We start from the raw sequence: 16,835 nt of genomic DNA, 5'->3' as shown, positions 1-16,835 counted from the left end.
TATCACTTGCTTTTTTATCAGCAATTTTTACGGCTGGTTACAATGACAAGCCTGGAGTAAAGCGCAAATAGGATTAACCTACATAGAACAGTCATCCTTGTAAAAAAAAGAAATCCCCTTAATCAAGGGGATTTTCTCTTAATAAGTCGCCATATTCTTGTTGTCGTAGTGCTTCATAAATTAAAATAGCTGCCGTATTTGATAAATTTAAAGAACGAACGTTTTTCGTCATTGGCAAACGCAAACATCTATCCATATTCGCTTCAATAATTTCATCAGGTAAGCCACTTGTTTCGCGCCCAAACACAAAGAAGTGATCGTTTTCCACATTGCTATAGTCAAATGATGAATGCGGCTTCTTTCCGAATTTGGTAATGAAGTAAAATGCTGCTTCTGGATACTTTTCAAAAATTTCTTCTAGCGAATCATGATAGACAACCTCAACATAGTCCCAATAATCTAAGCCTGCGCGCTTTAACATTTTATCATCCGTAGAGAAGCCTAGTGGACGAACTAAATGTAAAGTTGTGTTCGTTGCTGCACAAGTTCTCGCAATATTACCAGTGTTAGCTGGAATTTCTGGTTGATATAAAACAACATGTAGTCCCAAAATAGTCACCTCTAAATACAAATCTATTCATCATTATACCATTAACTTTTCAAAACAAAAGAGCTATTTATTGATCGGTAATGTGGAAGAAAGCATACTTTATATTTGGCGTATAGGCCGTCGAATCCTCATAAGCCCAATAGCGCATGCGGCTATTATACGTATTAGCATTAACTAAAGGCATCCCGTCCGCATCCTTTGCCACCACAATTGTCGTGTGGTTCCACCTGCCATCGCCTTCAAAATCATAGCAAATGACATCTCCCATTGCTAGCTCTTTAACTGAGCTTTTTTTAATGGCCCGCAGTCCTTGTTTTGAGCTTTGAAGATAACTATGCATCGAATGTGCCACTGCCCAGCTATAGCTCCAATTATCTTTACTAAGCCACCAGCCTTTGCTTCGATTATGTTGCCCCCTCATTGGTGCTTTTCCTGCTCGTAAACACTGAGAGATATAATTCGTACAGTTTACCTCGAAGTATTTATAAGCTGGATTAGGCGTATTCCAATATGTTTCTGCATACTGTACTGCTGCTAGACGATTATAATATCCATTTCGATTAGCTACCTCTTCCTTATCATCAATAATGAATTCTAAATCATCTATTTCATCTATATGAATAGGAAGCAATTTATCATGAATAAGCGTATCTTTATAAAATAATGCGCATCGCTCTTCTATGTCTTCTTCTACATAAAATAAATCATCTTGCTTACATAGAAATCGTTTGTGTACGTGATACGTAACAGTTGTTTCCTCGTTTTCGTTCTGAACATTATGAATAGCTCCTTTAACCGTACACTTCACAACTTCTACTTTTCTTTTTCTCAGTAAAGACTGCTTAAGCTCGTATTCATGTTCAATAAAAGGCTTAAAGTCCTCGCTGATTACTTGATTCACGTAGCCGTTTGCTTTGGCTTTCATCAATGTATATAGAACATTTTTCTTTGCTAGCATCTGTTCACCACTTTTCTCTGCTTTTACTATACGCTATGATGAACAGCTTACCTTTTAACACAACAATTTCAACTTCTATGACTTTACTAAAAGGGCAATGCCTTTTTCAAATTCTTGCTTTGCTTCTTCATCTGACTCTTTTTCTTTTAATTGTTCCAGCAGAGGCAACACTTCGTCGTTGCCAATTTTCCCTAATGCCCAAGCTGCTGTTCCTCTTATTACAGGGCGCACATCTTCTTTCATTACTTTAATCAAATCAGGTATAGCCGTTTCATCTTTAAAATGAGCAAGTGCGATAATTGCATTACGTTGAATTGGTTTTTTTCCACGCCAAGAGCCTGATACATGACCATATTTTTCTTTAAACTCACGATTGCTCATTGTTAACAATGGCTTTAATTTCGGCTTTGCGATTTCAGGATCTGGTTCCATTTCGGGATGAAAGTGAAAGTCTTTTCCTTTATTTTCAGGACATACCGTTTGACACGTATCACAACCGTATAGGCGATTGCCAATTTTGTCTCGAAATTCATCTGCCAAAAAACCTTTTGTTTGAGTTAAAAAAGCAATACAGCGCTGAGAGTTAAGCTGTCCTCCTGTGACTAATGCACCTGTTGGACATACCTCAACACATTTATTACAAGTACCACACTGATCTTCAATTGGCTGATCTGGTTCAAATGGTATATTCGTAACAATTTCACCTAAATAGACGTATGAACCAAACTCGGGCGTAATAATCGCGCAATTCTTTCCACTCCAGCCTATCCCAGCTCGCTCAGCAACGGCACGGTCAGATAGCTCGCCCGTGTCCACCATAGATTTCACTTCAACTCCTTGAACCTTTTCTTTTAAGAATGACTCAAGTTTTTGGAGCCTATCTCGTAAAATGGTATGATAATCTTGTCCCCAAGAAGCACGACAAAAAATGCCTCTTCGGTCTTCTTTTGTACTTCTTGGTGCACCAGGCATTTTAGAAGGATATGCAAGAGCAATGGCAATGATTGACTTCGCTTTTGGAACCAGGAGCGTTGGATTCGTGCGTTTCTCAATATCAGGTTCTTCAAACCCTGAAGCGTAGCCTAATTCTTGTTGTTTTAATAAGCGATCTTTTAACGTCTCAAATGTTGACGCACTAGCAAAACCAATTTTATCAATACCTATCTCTTTACTATAGGCAATTACTTCTTTTTTTAACTGTTGAAAATCCATTTATGCTATTCTCCTTTTAAAATTCAATGCGTAGAATTGCTTTTATTATCATTTTCACTGGAACAATTCTACTCTATACATAACTTACAAATGAAAAGGTGGTATTTTATATGAACGTTATTATTTCATCAGAAATCAAAGAAAAAAATAATGATATTAAACTAGGTATTATTCAGTATCAAAATATTGAAGTAAGCGAAGCTCCACAAATGTTAAAAGGCAGATTACGACTCTTTCAAGAATCAATTTATTTTGATTTACAAGATAAAGCCATCACTTCTTTTGAAGGAATTAAAGAATGGAGAAGCGTGTTTAAGGAGTTTGGAACGGACCCAAGCAAATATCGTCCCTCAATTGAAGCATTATTTCGTCGAATTCAAAAACAAACGTACTTGCCGACCATTAATTCAGCTGTAGACTTAAATAACTTCTTTTCTCTTCAATACGAAGTACCTTTAGGCATTTACGATAAAAGCTGTTTAAAAGGAAACATTTCGTTACGTCTTGGGAATGAAGATGAAAGCTATCGTGCAATTAATGGTCGAGAAGTATCTCTGCATAATAAAATTGTATTATCAGATGAAAAAGGTCCATTCGGAAGCCCTTATGTGGACTCCAATCGAGCTCCCGTTTCTGAACAGACGTCTGAAGCACTTCAAATCATCTTCTTAAAACCTTCTCTATCCAATGAAAGCTCTTTAAAACTAACTGATTCTCTGAGCACTATGTTTACACAAATTCATGGTGGAGAAGCTTCCTATTCGCTTATCAACTAATCACAAAGACGTTTATCTATAGTAGATAAACGTCTTTTTTCATTCACTATAACCTTAAAAATATAAAAAACGCAACACCTTGTTTTTGGTAAACAAGATACTGCGTTGTGATCACAATATGTATGGAGCGGGTGATGAGAATCGAACTCACGACATCAGCTTGGAAGGCTGAGGTTTTACCATTAAACTACACCCGCAGATAAAGTTGTATTATCTCTTAACAACATTAATTATAATACCTTTCGACATGAATTGCAACCCTTCTATTAAATTTATGTGAAGATATTAACGAACTATTAATTTTCTATAAAAAATGTGCTTTGCAAGCCATCTTGCAAAGCACATTTCTTAGCTATATTGATAATCTCTTAAAGCTTTTAAAACTGAAATTTCTTCTAATATCTGTTCACCTACATTTGTTTCTTTTACCATTTTTCTTTCTAACTCTTTATCAACCAGTCGCTTAACGGATAGTACATCAGCTTCGTCCAATAAGATATCTTTTTTAGAGTTAAAGTGCTTATGAGCAACTAACTGCATGCCGTAAGAATTAGACAATAACGTATATCCTGCAATTCCAGTTTGTGATTGATATGCTTTTGAAAATCCACCATCAATGACAATCATTCTGCCATTTGCTTTAACAGGATTTTCACCCTCTATTTCTTTCACAGGCGTGTGACCATTAATAATATGACCATGGTCTGGATTTAACCCAAAATCAGCTAATATTCGACGACACATATCCTCTTTTTCACGAAGGTAATAATATGGATTTTTCTTTTCTTTATGCGTTGCTTTCTCTTTAATAAAATAGCGCTCAAACGTCGTCATCGCTCGTTTTCCAAATAACGATGAATATTCACCTGTCCATAAATACCAAACCATATCAGTTGCTAAATCATCCGTCTGATCCGGATGGGCGAAAGCAGAGCGTAAATATTGCTCAAACACATCTAACAGCTGACGACCAGAATAAGACTTGCCTTCAATCGTCATCTTTTCCATATTTCCTTCTTCATCTAAAGGAATACACCCATGGATAAGTAAGTTACCGTTATATTTTAGATAAAGATTTCCTTTATTCATAAGAAAGTTCATATGTCTTGCTAGCTTTTCAGAATGTTGAACTGAAAACAATAATTTCTCAATAACCTGCTCCTCTTCCTCTAAGAGTTCTTGTGGATTTTCAGAGTTCACAGTTGCAAAACATCCGTTTTCAATAGGATACGTTTTATCTCCAAGTGTAATTTCATTTGTTTCATAGTTAACTTTTTCAAGCAATAGTCGCTCTGACATATTAAAATACGGGCGTCTTTTAATAATTGGCATTTCAAGTTTAAACTGAATCATTGCGATAGCCTGATGAATTTTTGTAATCTGTAAACGCTCATGTTCAGATAGTTGCGAACCTACATTTTCTTTTGGGCGGAAAGCAGGATTATCATCATAATATTTTTCTGCTAAGTTTAGAAGCGGTCGTAAGTTAATACCATACGCATCTTCAATAATATTTAAGTTATTGTAACGTGCACAAATACGAACAATATTGGCTAAGCATACTTTCGAACCTGCAAAAGCTCCAATCCAAAGAACGTCATGGTTTCCCCACTGAATATCGACAGAATGATAGTTAATAAGAGTTTCCATGATTTTATCAGGCTCGGGACCACGATCATAAATATCTCCAACGACATGCAAATGATCGACAACCAAACGCTGAATTGTATAGGCCAGTCCCGAGATAAGTTTATCAGCTTGTCCTAACGAAATGATTTGCTGCACAATTTTATGATAATAATGCTCTTTATTCGTGAATTCATCTGTTTTATATAAAAGCTCTTCAATGATATAAGCAAACTGCTCCGGTAGGGCTTTACGTACCTTTGAACGTGTATACTTCGATGATGCATACAACACTAAATCAAGCATGCGATTAATCATTGTCGTATACCAATCACGTAGCTCTTGCTTGCGAGTAAAGTTTGCCTTGATAATCTTCAGCTTCTCTTCTGGATAGTAAACAAGCGTCGCAAATTCATTGATTTCTTGTTGAGATAAAGTATCCTTAAATAAATCTTTAATCTTTTCTTTTACGTTTCCTGACCCATTTCGTAATACGTGCTGAAAGGCCTGATACTCGCCGTGTAAATCACTTACAAAGTGCTCTGTTCCTTTTGGTAAATTAAGAATTGCTTCTAGATTAATAATTTCCGTGACAACTTTCTCTTCCGTATCGTACTTCTTAGCCAGTAAATCTAAATAATTTACGTTCAAAACTATGTATCCCCTTTCACACTAACTTATCACCTCAGCAGCGAAATATGCTTACTGCATGAGTCTTTAATCTTTAGTACTTATTGTACACCTCTTCAGACTCGACTTCTAGAGAGATGAATTACATTTTGTTAACTAATTTACAAATTTTATTTAACCTGCCATAACATTTAAGCGGTTGAGTAAATAAAGAAAACAAAAAAGACTTCAACAGAGATGTTGAAGTCTTGACTTTATTACCGTTTATGTAAAAACTAATACCAGTGGTCGGGGTCGAACCGACACTCCCGAAGGAACACGATTTTGAGTCGTGCGCGTCTGCCAATTCCGCCACACTGGCAAAATAAAAAAAGGCAGAAATAATATAAATGGTGCCGAGGGCCGGACTTGAACCGGCACGGTAGTCACCTACCGCAGGATTTTAAGTCCTGTGTGTCTGCCAATTCCACCACCCCGGCAGGACTTATTGTGAATAATGGAGGCGGCAACCGGATTTGAACCGGTGATAAAGGTTTTGCAGACCTCTGCCTTACCACTTGGCTATGCCGCCACTTTATTCAAAATATGGAGCGGAAGACGAGGTTCGAACTCGCGACCCCCACCTTGGCAAGGTGGTGTTCTACCACTGAACTACTTCCGCATATTATATGGCTGGGCTAGCTGGATTCGAACCAACGCATGACGGAGTCAAAGTCCGTTGCCTTACCGCTTGGCTATAGCCCAATAAAAATGGGGCGACTGATGGGAATCGAACCCACGAATGTCGGAACCACAATCCGATGCGTTAACCACTTCGCCACAATCGCCGTGTTAATTGGCAGGGGTAGTAGGAATCGAACCCACACTGACGGTTTTGGAGACCGTAGTTCTACCTTTAAACTATACCCCTATAAGATGGTGGAGGGGGGCAGATTCGAACTGCCGAACCCGAAGGAGCGGATTTACAGTCCGCCGCGTTTAGCCACTTCGCTACCCCTCCAGAAAAACATGGTGCCGGCAAGAGGACTTGAACCCCCAACCTACTGATTACAAGTCAGTTGCTCTACCAGTTGAGCTACACCGGCATGTTTTCATAAGATGGTGGCTCGGGACGGAATCGAACCGCCGACACAAGGATTTTCAGTCCTTTGCTCTACCAACTGAGCTACCGAGCCTTCTTATAATGGCGGTCCCGACGGGAATCGAACCCGCGATCTCCTGCGTGACAGGCAGGCATGTTAACCGCTACACCACGGGACCACTTTGGTTGCGGGGACAGGATTTGAACCTGCGACCTTCGGGTTATGAGCCCGACGAGCTACCAGACTGCTCCACCCCGCGATGATAAGAATGTAAATGGTGGAGGATGACGGGATCGAACCGCCGACCCCCTGCTTGTAAGGCAGGTGCTCTCCCAGCTGAGCTAATCCTCCAACTATGTATAAGAATAATGGTGACCCGTACGGGATTCGAACCCGTGTTACCGCCGTGAAAGGGCGGTGTCTTAACCACTTGACCAACGGGCCATTTAATAAGTAAATGGCGGAGAGCAAGGGATTTGAACCCTTGAGACAGCGTTAACCGCCTACACGATTTCCAATCGTGCTCCTTCGGCCACTCGGACAGCTCTCCAAATGGCTCCACAGGTAGGACTCGAACCTACGACCGATCGGTTAACAGCCGATTGCTCTACCACTGAGCTACTGTGGAATCTTATAAAGCCTGGCAACGTCCTACTCTCACAGGGACAAAGTCCCAACTACCATCGGCGCTAGAGAACTTAACTTCCGTGTTCGGCATGGGAACGGGTGTGACCTCTCTGCTATCGCCACCAGACATATTATATTATACAACATTTTCGAAAGAAATCAAGACTTTTTTGAGTTTTTATTCTTTCAAAACTAGATAACATTTTGCTGAGTACTAAGTTTACTGTCTAGCTACGGCTCCTAATTGTTCGGTCGTTTCACTTCTGTTATTGAAACCAAAAAGCGGTTTCCCTATCAGAAGCTCCAACGCCTTTCACAATTGAACAGTCGCCTTCGCTTTTCTAATTTGGTTAAGTCCTCGATCGATTAGTATCAGTCAGCTACACACGTCGCCGTGCTTCCACCTCTGACCTATCAACCTGATCATCTTTCAGGGATCTTACTAGCTTGCGCTATGGGAAATCTCATCTTGAGGGGGGCTTCATGCTTAGATGCTTTCAGCACTTATCCCGTCCACACATAGCTACCCAGCGATGCCTTTGGCAAGACAACTGGTACACCAGCGGTGTGTCCATCCCGGTCCTCTCGTACTAAGGACAGCTCCTCTCAAATTTCCTACGCCCACGACGGATAGGGACCGAACTGTCTCACGACGTTCTGAACCCAGCTCGCGTACCGCTTTAATGGGCGAACAGCCCAACCCTTGGGACCGACTACAGCCCCAGGATGCGATGAGCCGACATCGAGGTGCCAAACCTCCCCGTCGATGTGGACTCTTGGGGGAGATAAGCCTGTTATCCCCGGGGTAGCTTTTATCCGTTGAGCGATGGCCCTTCCATGCGGAACCACCGGATCACTAAGCCCGACTTTCGTCCCTGCTCGACTTGTAGGTCTCGCAGTCAAGCTCCCTTGTGCCTTTACACTCTACGAATGATTTCCAACCATTCTGAGGGAACCTTTGGGCGCCTCCGTTACTCTTTAGGAGGCGACCGCCCCAGTCAAACTGCCCACCTGACACTGTCTCCCAGCCCGATCAGGGCTGCGGGTTAGAATTTCAATACAACCAGGGTAGTATCCCACCGACGCCTCCACCGAAGCTAGCGCTCCGGCTTCTCAGGCTCCTACCTATCCTGTACAAGCTGTACCAAAATTCAATATCAGGCTACAGTAAAGCTCCACGGGGTCTTTCCGTCCTGTCGCGGGTAACCTGCATCTTCACAGGTACTATAATTTCACCGAGTCTCTCGTTGAGACAGTGCCCAGATCGTTACGCCTTTCGTGCGGGTCGGAACTTACCCGACAAGGAATTTCGCTACCTTAGGACCGTTATAGTTACGGCCGCCGTTTACTGGGGCTTCGATTCAGAGCTTCTCCCAAAGGATAACCCCTCCTCTTAACCTTCCAGCACCGGGCAGGCGTCAGCCCCTATACTTCGCCTTGCGGCTTCGCAGAGACCTGTGTTTTTGCTAAACAGTCGCCTGGGCCTATTCACTGCGGCTCTCTCGGGCTATACACCCTACCAGAGCACCCCTTCTCCCGAAGTTACGGGGTCATTTTGCCGAGTTCCTTAACGAGAGTTCTCTCGATCACCTTAGGATTCTCTCCTCGCCTACCTGTGTCGGTTTGCGGTACGGGCACCTCCCGCCTCGCTAGAGGCTTTTCTTGGCAGTGTGGAATCAGGAACTTCGGTACTATATTTCCCTCGTCATCACAGCTCAGCCTTATGATGAGCGGATTTGCCTACTCATCAGCCTAACTGCTTGAACGCGCATATCCAGCAGCGCGCTTACCCTATCCTCCTGCGTCCCCCCATTACTCAAACGGCGGGGAGGTGGTACAGGAATATCAACCTGTTGGCCATCGCCTACGCTTTTCAGCCTCGGCTTAGGTCCCGACTAACCCTGAGCGGACGAGCCTTCCTCAGGAAACCTTAGGCATTCGGTGGACAAGATTCTCACTTGTCTTTCGCTACTCATACCGGCATTCTCACTTCTAAGCGCTCCACCAGTCCTTACGGTCTAGCTTCGCAGCACTTAGAACGCTCTCCTACCACTGACATCAAAGATGTCAATCCACAGCTTCGGTGATACGTTTAGCCCCGGTACATTTTCGGCGCAGAGTCACTCGACCAGTGAGCTATTACGCACTCTTTAAATGGTGGCTGCTTCTAAGCCAACATCCTGGTTGTCTAAGCAACTCCACATCCTTTTCCACTTAACGTATACTTGGGGACCTTAGCTGGTGGTCTGGGCTGTTTCCCTTTTGACTACGGATCTTATCACTCGCAGTCTGACTCCCACGGATAAGTCTTTGGCATTCGGAGTTTGACTGAATTCGGTAACCCGTTGGGGGCCCCTAGTCCAATCAGTGCTCTACCTCCAAGACTCTCACTACGTGAGGCTAGCCCTAAAGCTATTTCGGAGAGAACCAGCTATCTCCAGGTTCGATTGGAATTTCTCCGCTACCCACACCTCATCCCCGCACTTTTCAACGTGCGTGGGTTCGGGCCTCCATTCAGTGTTACCTGAACTTCACCCTGGACATGGGTAGATCACCTGGTTTCGGGTCTACAACCACATACTAAACGCCCTATTCAGACTCGCTTTCGCTACGGCTCCGTCTCTTCAACTTAACCTTGCATGGGATCGTAACTCGCCGGTTCATTCTACAAAAGGCACGCCATCACCCATTAACGGGCTCTGACTACTTGTAGGCACACGGTTTCAGGATCTCTTTCACTCCCCTTCCGGGGTGCTTTTCACCTTTCCCTCACGGTACTGGTTCACTATCGGTCACTAGGGAGTATTTAGCCTTGGGAGATGGTCCTCCCAGCTTCCGACGGAATTTCACGTGTTCCGCCGTACTCAGGATCCACTCAAGAGGGAACGAAGTTTCAACTACAGGGTTGTTACCTTCTTTGACGGGCCTTTCCAGACCTCTTCATTTACCTCGTTCCTTTGTAACTCCGTATAGAGTGTCCTACAACCCCAAGAGGCAAGCCTCTTGGTTTGGGCTAATTCCGTTTCGCTCGCCGCTACTCAGGAAATCGCATTTGCTTTCTCTTCCTCCGGGTACTTAGATGTTTCAGTTCCCCGGGTCTGCCTTCAATATCCTATGTATTCAGATAAAGATACTGCTCCATTACGAACAGTGGGTTTCCCCATTCGGAAATCTCCGGATCAAAGCTTACTTACAGCTCCCCGAAGCATATCGGTGTTAGTCCCGTCCTTCATCGGCTCCTAGTGCCAAGGCATTCACCGTGCGCCCTTTCTAACTTAACCATTAGCGAATAAATGGTGCAACTTGCGTTGCGTTATTTATTGGTTTGATTAAAGAAAAGTTTCACTTTTCCTCAGCTATTACTGTTATCTAGTTTTCAAAGAACAATCGCACTCAAAATTCTTCTTATTAGATAAGAAGAAAGTGATGTACTTTCTATTAATGAGAGATTGAACTCTCAAAACTGAACAAAGCTTCAAAACGTACGTCTTGTAAAAATCCTTAGAAAGGAGGTGATCCAGCCGCACCTTCCGATACGGCTACCTTGTTACGACTTCACCCCAATCATCTGTCCCACCTTAGGCGGCTGGCTCCATAAAGGTTACCCCACCGACTTCGGGTGTTACAAACTCTCGTGGTGTGACGGGCGGTGTGTACAAGGCCCGGGAACGTATTCACCGCGGCATGCTGATCCGCGATTACTAGCGATTCCAGCTTCATGTAGGCGAGTTGCAGCCTACAATCCGAACTGAGAATGGTTTTATGGGATTGGCTTGACCTCGCGGTCTTGCAGCCCTTTGTACCATCCATTGTAGCACGTGTGTAGCCCAGGTCATAAGGGGCATGATGATTTGACGTCATCCCCACCTTCCTCCGGTTTGTCACCGGCAGTCACCTTAGAGTGCCCAACTTAATGCTGGCAACTAAGATCAAGGGTTGCGCTCGTTGCGGGACTTAACCCAACATCTCACGACACGAGCTGACGACAACCATGCACCACCTGTCACTCTGTCCCCCGAAGGGGAACGCTCTATCTCTAGAGTTGTCAGAGGATGTCAAGACCTGGTAAGGTTCTTCGCGTTGCTTCGAATTAAACCACATGCTCCACCGCTTGTGCGGGCCCCCGTCAATTCCTTTGAGTTTCAGTCTTGCGACCGTACTCCCCAGGCGGAGTGCTTAATGCGTTAGCTGCAGCACTAAAGGGCGGAAACCCTCTAACACTTAGCACTCATCGTTTACGGCGTGGACTACCAGGGTATCTAATCCTGTTTGCTCCCCACGCTTTCGCGCCTCAGCGTCAGTTACAGACCAAAAAGCCGCCTTCGCCACTGGTGTTCCTCCACATCTCTACGCATTTCACCGCTACACGTGGAATTCCGCTTTTCTCTTCTGCACTCAAGTTCCCCAGTTTCCAATGACCCTCCACGGTTGAGCCGTGGGCTTTCACATCAGACTTAAGAAACCGCCTGCGCGCGCTTTACGCCCAATAATTCCGGATAACGCTTGCCACCTACGTATTACCGCGGCTGCTGGCACGTAGTTAGCCGTGGCTTTCTGGTTAGGTACCGTCAAGGTACAAGCAGTTACTCTTGTACTTGTTCTTCCCTAACAACAGAGTTTTACGACCCGAAAGCCTTCATCACTCACGCGGCGTTGCTCCGTCAGACTTTCGTCCATTGCGGAAGATTCCCTACTGCTGCCTCCCGTAGGAGTCTGGGCCGTGTCTCAGTCCCAGTGTGGCCGATCACCCTCTCAGGTCGGCTATGCATCGTTGCCTTGGTGAGCCGTTACCTCACCAACTAGCTAATGCACCGCGGGCCCATCTGTAAGTGATAGCCGAAACCATCTTTCAATTTTCTCTTATGCAAGAGAAAATGTTATCCGGTATTAGCTCCGGTTTCCCGGAGTTATCCCAGTCTTACAGGCAGGTTGCCCACGTGTTACTCACCCGTCCGCCGCTAACGTCATAGAAGCAAGCTTCTAATCAGTTCGCTCGACTTGCATGTATTAGGCACGCCGCCAGCGTTCATCCTGAGCCAGGATCAAACTCTCCGAAGAAATGTTTGACTTGCTCATAAAAGTTTAAAAAATTAACGTTGACGTTTGTCGCTTTGTTCAGTTTTCAAAGTTCAACCGTCGCCCTTAAGCGACTTTCTTATCTTATCAAGCAGTTAACGTTTTGTCAACAACTTTTTTAAGATTATTTTTCAAGTTTTTCATAAACTTGGTATCGCTCATCGGCGACGTATATAAATTTAACATGCATTTTCATGAACGTCAACAGGTTTTTTAAAAAAAAGATAAAAAAACATTTGTTTTTTTATCTTTTCCTTCATTACCCCTTATTAATAGCATAATGGCGGTGATATAAACTCTTTCCTTTTGTTTCTATTTTATGAACGACTACAATCTCTTTTTGGATGAGAAATTCGAGTAAGATTCCTAGATCAATTGCGTATGGGTTAACTTGCTGATGTGAAATGAGCTCATTAAACGTCCACTCTTCTTTTTCACTCATAATTGTTAATAGATGTGTAGAACCTATTTCAACCTTTTTATTCACATAAAGCTCACTAGCTAAGAACAATAGCTCAAGCTTTTTGTTTATTTCTTCTTGGCTGCCGACAAGCTCTTCATATAAACGATAAATAGAAGGCTCAATTTTTTTCACTTGATTCCAAACAGTAACCTCTGGATAAAATCCATTTTCTAGTACGGAAAGACGCGCTAAATGATGCAAAGCATGAACCACATGATTGAATGCATCTAGATAATGATTTGACGTATAAAAATCTTTACCTTCTTTAAAACGGCGAATAAGCTTAGCAAACTCAATACCTATCCTCTTCACTCGATCTTCGCGGGGGAAATCGAGCAGTCTCTTTTTCAAATTTGCTACGTATTCGTTACGATCAAACAGTACTTTTCCATTCAACACCCAATCCACAGTGCGTCGGTTGGTACCCATCATAATCCATTCGCTGATTTGCTGTTCTGAAGCTACATAAAGAGCTGCTCTTTGTTCTTTATACTCATATTGCTTAACAAACACAGGTAGCTCATTGTTACTTGTAATAATAAATAGTATGGCATCTAGATCATCTGTAACTGGTGAATCTGTTTTCCTTTTTTCTATCAATAAAATGCCTAACGTTTCTTTTTTACTTGCACGCTCTTGGTATAGCGGGCGTAAAATATCTTCCATTCTACAAGCTCCTCACTATCATAATTAAAGATATTGGTCTAATCTTCTTTTATATTGAAACACATTTAGTGTGAATGTTCGTGACGGATTTCCTCACAGATTATTATAACAAATTCTCTCTTGTATTCCTTCCCTAAACAGTTCTATCAGTTAATTCAACCTAAAAGACTTATTTTTCTTACAATTATGCTATATTTATAAAATGGGAGGGAGATTTTTCATGGGAATTAAATACTCAAGTAAAATCAATAAAATCAGGACATTTGCATTAAGCTTAATTTTTATTGGCTTCATCGTGATGTATGGAGGAATCTTTTTTAAATCTTCCATGTGGCTTATGACCATTTTTATGCTATTGGGGTTACTATGTATTGTCGCTAGTACCGTTGTTTATTTTTGGATTGGCATGCTTTCTACTAAAGCTGTCCAGGTCACATGTCCAACCTGCAATAAACATACAAAAATGCTTGGAAGAGTAGACTTATGTATGCACTGTAATGAGCCTTTGACTTTAGACCCAGCACTTGACGGGAAGGAATTTAACGAAAAGTATAATAGGAAAGACACAAAGAAAGCTGATAGTATATCATAACTATCAGCTTTTTAATGTGCTTTTTTAGTTGTACAATCCGAACAAGTACCATAAATCTCCATACGATGGTGACTAATATCAAACCCGGTAATGTGCGCTGCAAGTGCTTCTACTTCATCTAATCCTGGATAATGGAAGTCAACGATTTTCCCACACTCTTCGCATATTACGTGGTAATGCTCTGTCGTAATATAATCAAAACGACTTGAAGCATCTCCGTAAGTTAGCTCTTTTACAATTCCTACTTCTTTAAATACGCGTAGATTATTATAAACGGTTGCCACACTCATATTAGGAAATTTATCCTCCAATGCTTTATAAATATCATCAGCAGTTGGATGTGTCATTGAATTGATTAAATACTCTAAAATAGCATGACGTTGCGGTGTAATGCGAACGCCAGTTTCTTTCAGCATTTCAAGCGCTTCTTGTAAATGATTTGACACGTCATGCACCTCTCTTCTATAAGCATTCTTACTTTATAATTCTTACAATTAGTGTAACTCTTACTGCTTCACTTTGTCAATCTCATTAGCGATTCCTACTATATATTATTTTTAAACAGCTTCTCGTTCATTCCGCAAAAAAAAACGCGACTATCTAAGTCGCGTTTTATATCGTAACACCTGAGGAGGTATGCCCTACACTGTTATCATACGCACAACAAAAGATTTTGCTATAGACGAATGCCTTAATTATACTAAATTCTCTTTAATAAAGTGCAAAGCTTCTGCTACGTGGTCTTTCACACGCACTTTACGATACTCTTTCGCAATTTCACCGTCTTTGTTAATAATGAACGTCGAACGCTCGATGCCCATGTACTCTTTTCCAAAGTTCTTTTTTAACTTCCATACGCCATATGCCTCGGCAACTTGGTGATCTTCGTCGGCTAATAATAAAAATGGTAGTCCGTGTTTATCAATAAACTTTTGATGTTTGTCGATTGGATCTGGACTTACGCCCAAGATAACGGCATCTAAATCTGCAAATTCTTGATGAGCATCTCTGAAATCACACGCTTCCGTCGTACAGCCAGGCGTCATATCTTTGGGATAAAAGTAAAGTACAATATTTTGACCTTTATAGTCAGATAAACCTACCTCTTCTCCATTGTTAGCTGCTAGTTTAAAATCTGGTGCTACTTCACCTACAGTTACTGTCATCTTATATCGCTCCTTTAATACAGTTCTCTTTTAGTATAGGGTAACCAATTTCGCGATTTAAGACAACTTTAAGCTTTCTCGTTTCGACTTACAGTACGAATCACAAAAACAGCTGGCATCATATATCCAATTAACGCTTCAATAGTCGCAAACATCTTTCCAATGCCAACGGGATACATATCGCCATACCCTACAGAAAACAGGGTAATGGCACTAAAATACATACTGTTAAACAATGTATAAAAATAGTGTTCTTGATGGTAAAACCCTCCGCTAATTACTTCTATATTACTCATTTCACAAACTGTGTAGATTAAGCTAAAGCCAAGTAAAACCGTTAAATATGAATAAAGTAAAACAAAAAAGTGCCCAAGTGAGAAGAAATGAAATTCACCCAGCTCTCTTTCAAACAAAAATTTCATACTTCCTACCATTAGAAACACAATGACTAGAATCAACGAAACCGTCATACAGATACTCCTTTAAGTAAAAAAGTTCTTGTATTACTATACGTTGTCCCTTCCCTACTCATTACTATTCAATAACACAAAAAAAGCAGGCATCAATTGCCTGCTCCTCGATACCTTTTCACACCAACATTCCATAGGACAATAGCTAGAGTAAAAAAGATAATTCCCATAACCGGGGTTAAAAATGCATAACCGTACCATTCTTCTCTACCTAAGAAATAAGCCGCTGGGTATACACCAACAAAAGCGAACGGTAAAATCCATGTTAGTACATAACGAATGACATTATTATAGATATCAACAGGATAGCGCCCATAATTTCCAATGTTATACATTGTTGGCATAATAGACGTCCGAGCGTCTGACCAAAAGCCGATGCTTGCAAGTGCAATAAAAATTCCTGCATATACTAACGCTCCGCCAAGCACAAATAGAATGAAGATGAAAAAGTCATACCAAGCAAACGAAAGATTTAAAATGGAGCCTGCATAAATCATCACAGCTACCCCAGTGATTGCTCCAAACAAAGACTCTAATTCCATTCTTTCTAAAATAACTTGAAACAAGCTGTGGATAGGCCTAGTTAAGATGCGATCCATTTCACCTTTAACAATATAGCGCTCATTAAAGTCCCAAATATTAAAAAATGAAGAAAAGACTGCAAAAGGTACTAAGAAAAATCCATAAATAAAGATAATTTCTTCTCGGGACCAACCGTTTAAAAATTGCGTATGACCAAATACAACTAAAATAAAGATTAAGTTTACTGCTTGAAACAGCAAATCAGATAAAAGTTCCACTACCATGTCAGCTCGATATTGGAGCCTAGTTTTCATGTATTGGCTGATGTATTGAAAGAACATAGAAAAATAAAACATTTT

The 16,835-nt window shown here is 41.7% G+C and carries 11 protein-coding genes, 17 tRNA genes and 3 rRNA genes; 2 read left to right on the top strand and 29 right to left on the bottom strand.

Going from position 1 to position 16,835, the window contains the following annotated elements:
• Positions 1-118 precede the first annotated feature (118 nt).
• From trmL to queG, 3 genes are all read right to left on the bottom strand, one after another.
• Positions 119-619: a tRNA (uridine(34)/cytosine(34)/5-carboxymethylaminomethyluridine(34)-2'-O)-methyltransferase TrmL gene (gene trmL, locus NIZ91_02960; GenBank protein ID USY57075.1), complete on the bottom strand. Its 501-nt coding sequence runs from the start codon at positions 617-619 to the stop codon at positions 119-121.
• A gap of 58 nt (positions 620-677) precedes the next feature.
• Complete coding sequence (locus NIZ91_02955) at positions 678-1,568, bottom strand: amidase domain-containing protein (protein ID USY55644.1); 891 nt, start codon at positions 1,566-1,568, stop codon at positions 678-680.
• Positions 1,569-1,643: 75 nt separating this feature from the next.
• Positions 1,644-2,780, bottom strand: coding sequence for a tRNA epoxyqueuosine(34) reductase QueG (gene queG / locus NIZ91_02950; GenBank protein USY55643.1), 1,137 nt, complete (start codon positions 2,778-2,780; stop codon positions 1,644-1,646).
• A gap of 110 nt (positions 2,781-2,890) precedes the next feature.
• Here queG and NIZ91_02945 point away from each other — a divergent pair, with 110 nt between their 5' ends.
• Positions 2,891-3,556, top strand: a complete 666-nt coding sequence (locus NIZ91_02945) for a phenylalanine--tRNA ligase beta subunit-related protein (GenBank protein USY55642.1) — start codon at positions 2,891-2,893, stop codon at positions 3,554-3,556.
• Between the two features lie 123 nt (positions 3,557-3,679).
• On the opposite strand, the gene NIZ91_02940 is transcribed toward NIZ91_02945, so the two are convergent.
• The 22 genes from NIZ91_02940 to NIZ91_02835 all read right to left on the bottom strand — a co-directional run bounded on the left by NIZ91_02940 (position 3,680) and on the right by NIZ91_02835 (position 13,726).
• A tRNA-Gly gene (locus tag NIZ91_02940) sits at positions 3,680-3,753 on the bottom strand.
• Between the two features lie 151 nt (positions 3,754-3,904).
• The gene (locus NIZ91_02935) at positions 3,905-5,833 is read right to left on the bottom strand and encodes a fructose-1,6-bisphosphatase (protein USY55641.1); all 1,929 of its coding nucleotides are present in this window, start codon (positions 5,831-5,833) and stop codon (positions 3,905-3,907) included.
• A gap of 258 nt (positions 5,834-6,091) precedes the next feature.
• Positions 6,092-6,173: transfer RNA gene (locus tag NIZ91_02930), tRNA-Leu, on the bottom strand.
• A gap of 29 nt (positions 6,174-6,202) precedes the next feature.
• A tRNA-Leu gene (locus tag NIZ91_02925) sits at positions 6,203-6,291 on the bottom strand.
• Between the two features lie 18 nt (positions 6,292-6,309).
• Positions 6,310-6,383, bottom strand: a tRNA-Cys gene (locus NIZ91_02920).
• Between the two features lie 15 nt (positions 6,384-6,398).
• Positions 6,399-6,473, bottom strand: a tRNA-Gly gene (locus NIZ91_02915).
• A gap of 8 nt (positions 6,474-6,481) precedes the next feature.
• Positions 6,482-6,556, bottom strand: a tRNA-Gln gene (locus NIZ91_02910).
• A 7-nt stretch (positions 6,557-6,563) separates the two neighbouring features.
• Positions 6,564-6,639, bottom strand: a tRNA-His gene (locus NIZ91_02905).
• Between the two features lie 9 nt (positions 6,640-6,648).
• Positions 6,649-6,722: transfer RNA gene (locus NIZ91_02900), tRNA-Trp, on the bottom strand.
• 6 nt (positions 6,723-6,728) lie between these two features.
• Positions 6,729-6,812 (bottom strand) — tRNA-Tyr (locus NIZ91_02895).
• Between the two features lie 9 nt (positions 6,813-6,821).
• Positions 6,822-6,897, bottom strand: a tRNA-Thr gene (locus NIZ91_02890).
• A gap of 14 nt (positions 6,898-6,911) precedes the next feature.
• A tRNA-Phe gene (locus NIZ91_02885) sits at positions 6,912-6,987 on the bottom strand.
• A gap of 9 nt (positions 6,988-6,996) precedes the next feature.
• Positions 6,997-7,072: transfer RNA gene (locus NIZ91_02880), tRNA-Asp, on the bottom strand.
• A gap of 4 nt (positions 7,073-7,076) precedes the next feature.
• Positions 7,077-7,153, bottom strand: a tRNA-Met gene (locus tag NIZ91_02875).
• Between the two features lie 16 nt (positions 7,154-7,169).
• Positions 7,170-7,245: transfer RNA gene (locus NIZ91_02870), tRNA-Val, on the bottom strand.
• An 18-nt stretch (positions 7,246-7,263) separates the two neighbouring features.
• Positions 7,264-7,338 (bottom strand) — tRNA-Glu (locus tag NIZ91_02865).
• A gap of 14 nt (positions 7,339-7,352) precedes the next feature.
• Positions 7,353-7,444: transfer RNA gene (locus NIZ91_02860), tRNA-Ser, on the bottom strand.
• Positions 7,445-7,447: 3 nt separating this feature from the next.
• Positions 7,448-7,522: transfer RNA gene (locus NIZ91_02855), tRNA-Asn, on the bottom strand.
• Between the two features lie 10 nt (positions 7,523-7,532).
• A 5S ribosomal RNA gene (gene rrf / locus NIZ91_02850) occupies positions 7,533-7,648 on the bottom strand.
• A gap of 219 nt (positions 7,649-7,867) precedes the next feature.
• Positions 7,868-10,802 (bottom strand): 23S ribosomal RNA (locus tag NIZ91_02845).
• A gap of 224 nt (positions 10,803-11,026) precedes the next feature.
• Positions 11,027-12,579: ribosomal RNA gene (locus NIZ91_02840) — 16S ribosomal RNA — on the bottom strand.
• Together the 16S, 23S and 5S rRNA genes with 16 tRNA genes alongside form the textbook arrangement of a ribosomal RNA operon.
• Before the next feature lie 277 nt (positions 12,580-12,856).
• Entirely contained in the window at positions 12,857-13,726 is an 870-nt protein-coding gene (locus NIZ91_02835) for a nucleotidyltransferase-like protein (protein USY55640.1), read from the bottom strand.
• Positions 13,727-13,946: 220 nt separating this feature from the next.
• Between NIZ91_02835 and NIZ91_02830 the strand changes: the two genes are divergently transcribed.
• The gene (locus NIZ91_02830) at positions 13,947-14,318 is read left to right on the top strand and encodes a YgzB family protein (GenBank protein ID USY55639.1); all 372 of its coding nucleotides are present in this window, start codon (positions 13,947-13,949) and stop codon (positions 14,316-14,318) included.
• 11 nt (positions 14,319-14,329) lie between these two features.
• On the opposite strand, the gene perR is transcribed toward NIZ91_02830, so the two are convergent.
• The 4 genes from perR to NIZ91_02810 form a co-directional block, all read right to left on the bottom strand.
• The gene (perR, locus tag NIZ91_02825; protein ID USY57074.1) at positions 14,330-14,734 is read right to left on the bottom strand and encodes a peroxide-responsive transcriptional repressor PerR; all 405 of its coding nucleotides are present in this window, start codon (positions 14,732-14,734) and stop codon (positions 14,330-14,332) included.
• Between the two features lie 279 nt (positions 14,735-15,013).
• Positions 15,014-15,484: a thioredoxin-dependent thiol peroxidase gene (bcp, locus tag NIZ91_02820; protein USY55638.1), complete on the bottom strand. Its 471-nt coding sequence runs from the start codon at positions 15,482-15,484 to the stop codon at positions 15,014-15,016.
• Positions 15,485-15,552: 68 nt separating this feature from the next.
• Positions 15,553-15,954, bottom strand: a complete 402-nt coding sequence (locus tag NIZ91_02815) for a potassium channel family protein (protein ID USY55637.1) — start codon at positions 15,952-15,954, stop codon at positions 15,553-15,555.
• 92 nt (positions 15,955-16,046) lie between these two features.
• Entirely contained in the window at positions 16,047-16,832 is a 786-nt protein-coding gene (locus NIZ91_02810) for an ABC-2 family transporter protein (protein USY55636.1), read from the bottom strand.
• Between the last annotated feature and the right edge of the window lie 3 nt (positions 16,833-16,835).

Origin of the sequence: Bacillus sp. 1780r2a1, from assembly GCA_024134725.1 — a bacterium.
Classification (GTDB): domain Bacteria; phylum Bacillota; class Bacilli; order Bacillales; family Bacillaceae_H; genus Priestia; species Priestia aryabhattai_A.
Note: the sequence above shows the minus strand (reverse complement) of the source record. Positions and strands in the feature narration are given on the sequence as shown.